General features: G+C 69.3%; 6 protein-coding genes. All 6 read right to left on the bottom strand.

The features are described 5' to 3' along the window. Positions 1-520 (bottom strand): FAD binding domain-containing protein (locus AB0O67_RS25140; RefSeq protein WP_365454073.1); only part of this gene is annotated, 520 nt, incomplete at its 3' end. Positions 521-793: 273 nt separating this feature from the next. Beyond that, a complete protein-coding gene (locus tag AB0O67_RS25135) occupies positions 794-2,431 on the bottom strand; it encodes a beta-N-acetylhexosaminidase (RefSeq protein ID WP_365454070.1) in 1,638 nt (545 codons plus the stop codon). Between the two features lies 1 nt (position 2,432). Continuing rightward, positions 2,433-3,278 (bottom strand): carbohydrate ABC transporter permease, encoded by an 846-nt coding sequence (locus AB0O67_RS25130; RefSeq protein WP_365454068.1) that lies wholly within the window; start codon positions 3,276-3,278, stop codon positions 2,433-2,435. Then, complete coding sequence (locus AB0O67_RS25125) at positions 3,275-4,240, bottom strand: sugar ABC transporter permease (protein WP_365454065.1); 966 nt, start codon at positions 4,238-4,240, stop codon at positions 3,275-3,277. Before AB0O67_RS25125 ends, AB0O67_RS25130 begins: the two co-directional genes overlap by 4 nt. Then, on the bottom strand, positions 4,237-5,529 hold the full coding sequence (locus AB0O67_RS25120; RefSeq protein ID WP_365454062.1) for an extracellular solute-binding protein: 1,293 nt from the start codon (positions 5,527-5,529) through the stop codon (positions 4,237-4,239). The genes AB0O67_RS25125 and AB0O67_RS25120 overlap by 4 nt, the downstream gene beginning before the upstream one ends. Positions 5,530-5,764: 235 nt before the next feature. Continuing rightward, a complete protein-coding gene (locus tag AB0O67_RS25115) occupies positions 5,765-6,058 on the bottom strand; it encodes a DUF3039 domain-containing protein (RefSeq protein ID WP_365454059.1) in 294 nt (97 codons plus the stop codon). Positions 6,059-6,099 lie beyond the last annotated feature (41 nt).

The following is a 6,099-nucleotide window of genomic DNA, read 5'->3' as shown; positions in this document are numbered from 1 at the left end:
GCACGCGCACGTACCCGATGAGTTCACCGGCACGGAGCATCTCCACGCCCGCCAGCAGATGCGACACCGGGATCTCCCGGCGGGCTCCGCCCGGGCCCGCGATGACCAGCGCCGCCTCCAGGGCCGCCAGTACGGGCAGCGCGTCGCCCGTGGGGGCCGCGGTGGCGATGTTGCCGCCCAGGGTGCCGGCGTTGCGGATGTGCGGCGGGCCCGCGGCGCGCGCGGCGGCGGCGAGCGCCGGGATGAGGGCGGCGAAGTCGGGGCGGCCCATCCGCGCGTGGGTGAGGCCGGCACCGAGCAGGGCGTGGCCGTCCTGGTACTGCCAGCCGCGGATCTCGCTGATCCGGCCGAGGCCGACCAGTGCGGCGGGCCTTAGCTGACCGGAGTTGACCGAGGTCATCAGATCGGTGCCGCCGGCCACGGGCACGGCGGCGGGCATGGCGGTGAGCGCCGCCACGGCCTCGTCCAGCGTTGCGGGCAGCGTGACGGCCTGCCCCGCCTGCGGTGCGTGCGTGGTCAAACCGGCTGCCCCTTCCCGCTGCCCCACCTGGTCCCGCCTGTGTGGCCGTACGGTACGTGCCGACAGGGCGGACGTGGCAACTCTGGCACATCTTCGCAGGACCCGAAGACGGGGGTCCGCTAGGAGACATTCGCCCACCTCATCGGGGAGATGGCCCGATTTGTACGTACATCGACGCGCATCGCCGGCCAGCAGGAGATTGCCACTCTTCGGTGACCCTTGTCCGCTTTTTTTCCCGCCTGTTCGAGGCCTGCCCGCTTTTCGCGCCGGGGCCTACCTGTTCGGCGGCGCCCCCTCGATCGGGCGGCCGAGCACCCCGGGGCGGCGCTGCCAGGGCCGTGGCCCGGCGGGCGGCCGGTAGGCGACGCCCAAGGCGTCAAGTCGCCGGTAGTGGGCGGCCATCCGGCGTTCGAAGCCGGCGAAGTCCCGTTCCGCCGGGGCGGGCAGGGCGCTCCAGGCGACCTCGGCGAAGGCGGCGAGCCTCGGGAAGGCCTGGTAGTCCACGCGGGCCTGGTCCTCCATCACCTCGGTCCACACGTTGGCCTGCGTGCCCAGCACACGACCGGCCTCGGCCTCGGTGAGCTGCGGCGGAACGGGCTCGAAACGGTAGACGTCCTCCAGGGTGCGCACATAGCCGATCGGTACGGGTTCGTCCGCGCCGTCGGCCTGCCGGTGATCAAGGTAGACCTGCTGCTCGGGGCACATCACGACGTCGTGACCGGCCCGCGCGGCGGCGATCCCGCCCGCGTAGCCGCGCCATGAGGACACCGTCGCCCCCGCCGCGAGTCCGCCCTCCAGGATCTCGTCCCAGCCGATGAGCCGGCGCCCGCGCGCGGAGAGCCAGGTGTCGAAGTGGCCGATGAACCAGGACTGCAACTCGTCCTCATCGGCCAGCCCCAGTTCCCTGATCCGGGCCCGCGCGGCGGGCGAACGCCGCCACTGGTCCTTCGGGCATTCGTCACCGCCGACGTGAATGAACTCCGAGGGAAACAGATCGAGGACTTCCTCGAACACCCCTTCGTAGAAGCGCAGGGTGTTGTCGGCAGGGGCGAGGACGTTCGGGGAGACCCCCCAGTCGTCCCAGACGGAGAGGGCGGTGTCCCCTGCCGTGGCGGACGCGACGACGTCGGTGTTGCCGAGTTCCGGATACGCGGCGATGGCGGCCTGCGAGTGCCCCGGTACGTCGATTTCCGGGACGACGGTGATATGCCGCTCGGCGGCGTAGGCGACGATCTCCCGGATGTCGTCCTGGGTGTAGTAGCCGCCGTGCGGCTTCTCCTCCCACAACGGCGAGGCCCGGTGGCCGAATTTGGTGCGGGTCCGCCAGGAGCCGACCTCGGTCAGCCTCGGGTACCGCTGGATCTCCAGACGCCAGCCCTGGTCGTCCGTCAGATGGAAGTGGAAGACGTTGAGTTTGTGGGCGGCCATCAGATCCAGGTAACGCAGCACACCGTCCTTCGGCATGAAGTGCCGGGCCACGTCGAGCATGAGACCGCGCCAGCGGAATCGAGGTGAGTCCTCGATGATCTGGTGCGCGATGCCGGGGGTGTGGCCCGGCCGGACGGGTGCGCGCCGGAAGGCGTCCGGGCCGAGCAGTTGACGCAGTGTCTGCGCGCCCCAGAAGACACCTGCCGGGTCACCGCCACGGATCTCCACGCCCCGGTCGGCGGTGGCGCTCAGCCGGTACGCCTCCGGCTTCAGCGAGTCGTCGAGCAGCAGACGTACGCCCCCTCGGCCGTCCTCCGGGGCGGGGCGCAGCGGCAGCCCGAGGGCCGCGCCGAGCGTGGCCCGCAGCCAGCGTTCCGTCGTCTGCGTGCCCGGCGCGGCCCACAGGGTGGTGTCCCGGTCCAGGGGGACTCCGCACGGGGACGGGCCCTCGACGGCGCGGGGCGCCGGAATCAGTTCACTCATGTCAGTCCTTTACCGCTCCACCAAGCCCCGACACGAGCCGGCGCTGCACCAGCACGAAGAACACCAGCACCGGAATCGTCATCACCGTGGACGCCGCCATCACGCCGCCCCAGTCCGGTTCCTCCGGCTTGTAGAAGACCAGCAACGCCATCGGCAGCGTGGACTGCGAAGTGTCACTGATGATGAAGGACTTGGCGAACAGGAAGTCGTTCCAGGCCGAGATGAAGGAGAACACGCTCGTGGCCACCAGCCCCGGGAAGACCAGCGGGAAAAGGATCTGCCACAGGAATCGCGCCCGGCTCGCCCCGTCGATGTACGCCGCCTCCTCCAGCGCCTCCGGCACCGCTTTCACGAACCCCCGCAGCATCCAGATCGCGAAGGGCAGGGAGAAGGCGATGTGCGGCAGGATCAGCGCGCCCAGTGTGTTCAGCTGGCCGAAGTCCCGCATGAGGAAGAACAGGGGGATCGTCAGCGCCTCCACGGGCACCATCTGGGCCACCAGGAACATGATCAGCAGGGTGGTCCGGAAGCGGAACCGGAATCGCGTCACGGCCGTCGCGGCGAGAAACGCGATCAGTGCCGAGACGATCACGACGGTGCAGGCGACGACGAGACTGTTGACGAAGTACCGGCCGAATTCCTGCTGCCCGAAGACCCGCCGGAAGGAATCCAGGGACGGGGTCAGGGTCCACGGCCGAGGGGTCGCCGACTCGATCTCCCCGGCCGGTTTGAAGGCGCTCAGCACCATCCAGTAGAGGGGGAAGGCGACCACCACCGCGATCAGCAGCGCCGCCGCCTCGGCAGCCGTCCGCCACGGCCTGCGCACCAGACCGCTCAGAAGATTCACAGCTCTTCCCCCTGCCTGCGCAGCAGCCGCAGATACACGAGCGTCACCGCGAGCAGGATCAGCAGCATGACGACGCCGATCGCCGAGCCGAGGCTGTACTGCGAGGAGGCGAACGCCTGCTGGTAGGCGTAGACGTTCAGGACCAGGTTCTGTCCCGCGATGCCGCCGCCGTTCGTCATGACGTAGATCTGTGTGAAGACCTTGAAGTCCCAGATGATCGACTGGATGGTGACGATCACCAGGATGGGGCGGAGCATCGGCGCCAGCACGGAGCGCCAGATCCGCCACTGCGAGGCGCCGTCCAGCGCCGCGGCCTCCAGCACCTCCGTGGGGACGGCGCGGATGCCGGCGTACACCGTGACCATCACGAACGGGAAGGAGCACCACACCACTTCGAGCAGGACGAGGAAGAAGGCGCTGAACCGGCCGTACGTCCACGAGTGGTCGCCGAGCCCGAGGATCCGGTTGACCGGACCGAAGTCCGGGTCGAACAGGAGCAGCCAGACCGTGGAGCCGGTGACCGCCGGGGTCGCCCACGCGCCCAGCGCGGCCAGCATCAGCGCGAGCCGCGGCACCGCCCGCACGCGCGTGAGCAGCACGGCCAGCGCGCAGCCCACGGCGAGCGTGGCGAGGACGCAGGCGGCCGCGAAGACCACGGTGGCCAGCAGCACCTGCCAGAACTGCTCGTCACCGAAGAGCCGCGTGTAGTTCCCCAACCCCTGGAACGAGGTCGGCTCGCCACCACTGACCTGGGCCTGGGTGTACTCCAGGAAGGAGATCAGCCCCAGTTGGTAGACGGGGTAGACGAGCAGCCCGGCGACGACGACGAGCGCCGGCGCAAGGTACAGCCAAGGCACACCCCCGTGCCGAGAGGGGCGCGGGGAACCGCGCGACAAGCCCCCACCGACCCGCAGCCACCCACGAGCCGCGACACCCGAACTGCCAGGCGTCACCGGCGTCATCCGGCGGAGCCGAACGCCGCGTCCATCTTCTCCGCCGCGTCCCCCGCGGCGGCGCCGACGTCCTTCTTGCCGCTGACGATCTCCTGGAACATCGTCGGCAGCACGAGCGAGGAGTCGATCTGCGCCCAGGCCGGCGAGGCCGGCACGAACTTCGTCTCCGCGGCCAGCGTCTCGACGAACGGCTTCACGAAGGGCTCACGCCCGGCCACCTGGCCGCGCACGTCCGTGAAGGTCGGCAGGAAGCCCATCGCGTCGAAAAGTTCACCCTGCGTCCGCTTGGAGGCGAGCCGCTGCATCAGGTCGACGGCCAGGGTGCGGTGCGAGGTGCTCTTCAGTACGCCGATGTTGTTGCCGCCCGCGAACGCGGGCGCGATCGAGCCGGAGGCCACTCCAGGCAGCGGCACCACCGCGTACTTGCCCTTCACCGCCCCGGCCTCCACGGCCTGGTGGCTGAAGTCGCCGCCGATCGCCATGCCCGCCTTGCCCGAGGCGAACGCGGTGATGGTGTCGTTGCCGGTCATGCCCGCGCACTTGGCGGCCGGGCAGTTGTCGTCGCCGAAGAGCGAGGTGTACGCCTCGATGCCCTTGCGCGCTTCCGCGCTGTCGATGGCGGAGGCGTACGAGCCGCCCTTGCCGGTGGCCAGTTCGCCGCCGTTGGCCCAGATGAACGGCATCGCGCCGTACGTGTAGGCACCGCCCACCGCGAGGCCGTACAGGTCGGGCTGGGCGGCTCGGATCCGCCGCGCCGTCTCGATCAGCTCGGCCTGCGACTTCGGCACGTCGAGGCCGAGTTCGTCGAAGACGTCGGTCCGGTAGTACAGGGCGCGTACGCCCACGAAGTAGGGGGTGCCGTAGATCTTGCCGTCCACCGTCACCGACTGCTTGGCGGTCGGGTCAGTGTCCTTGGCCTCGCTCCAGGAGGTGAAGTCCTTGGTGACGTCCTCCAGGCCGCCGTCCTTCACATAGCCGGCGGTGTCGGTGTTGCCGTACTCGATGACGTCGGGGGCGCTCTTGGGGTCGTTGAAGGCGGCCTTGATGCGCTGCGCGCGGGTCTCGACCGGGATGTACTCGACGGTGACCTCGGTGCCCTCGTGCGCCTTCTCGAAGCCGTCGACCACGGACTGGACGACCTGCTCCTTCGGCTTGTTGTTCACCTCCTGGAACAGCCAGACGCGCAACGTTCCGGACTGCTCGTCCTTGCCGGAGCCGGAGTCGCCCGACGTCTGCGGGGCGCAGGCGGCGGTGACCAGGACGACCGCGACGGCGGCCAGTCGGACGGACAGCTTCATGGAGTGCCTCCGCGGGGTGTCGCAGCATGCCGTTGCAACATATGCAATGACGGTTTCGCTCTGCACAACAACAAGCCGGAGGTTATGAACTACATGAACATGTCCACAAGAGGTCTCAACCACTTCGTGACATGAACGCGCGACATGACGGCGGTACAGGACGAGAAGGCCCCCGGGTCACGCCGCAGCGCGCCCCGGGGGCCTCCCGGACATCACTCAGGAAACGGTCGGACAGCTACTTGTCGCCGCCCTTGCCGCCCTTGCCCTTGTCGTCTCCGCCGGCGCCCATGGACTCGTAGATCTCCTTGCACATGGGACACACGGGGTACTTCTTCGGGTCGCGGCCCGGCACCCAGACCTTGCCGCACAGCGCCACGACGGGCGTACCGTCGAGTGCGCTCGCCATGATCTTGTCCTTCTGGACGTAGTGGGCGAAGCGCTCGTGGTCACCGTCACCGTGGGAAGTCTGCGGCGTGGGCTCTACGAGTGTCCCCGTACCAGTCCCGCGCTCGGGCTCGAGAGTGCTCATACGGCCAAGGGTACTGAAGCCGACAGGCAACGGTTGCGCGA

The organism is Streptomyces sp. NPDC086077 (assembly GCF_040686175.1).
GTDB lineage: Bacteria > Actinomycetota > Actinomycetes > Streptomycetales > Streptomycetaceae > Streptomyces.
This window is presented reverse-complemented; position numbering and strand designations above follow the sequence as displayed.

Bases quoted from the DNA above. Each gene is read 5' to 3' on its own strand.
- AB0O67_RS25135 (WP_365454070.1), bottom strand. From the start codon at position 2,431: ATGAGTGAACTGATTCCGGCGCCCCGCGCCGTCGAGGGCCCGTCCCCG.
- AB0O67_RS25120 (WP_365454062.1), bottom strand. From the start codon at position 5,529: ATGAAGCTGTCCGTCCGACTGGCCGCCGTCGCGGTCGTCCTGGTCACC.
- AB0O67_RS25125 (WP_365454065.1), bottom strand. From the start codon at position 4,240: ATGACGCCGGTGACGCCTGGCAGTTCGGGTGTCGCGGCTCGTGGGTGG.
- AB0O67_RS25115 (WP_365454059.1), bottom strand. From the start codon at position 6,058: ATGAGCACTCTCGAGCCCGAGCGCGGGACTGGTACGGGGACACTCGTA.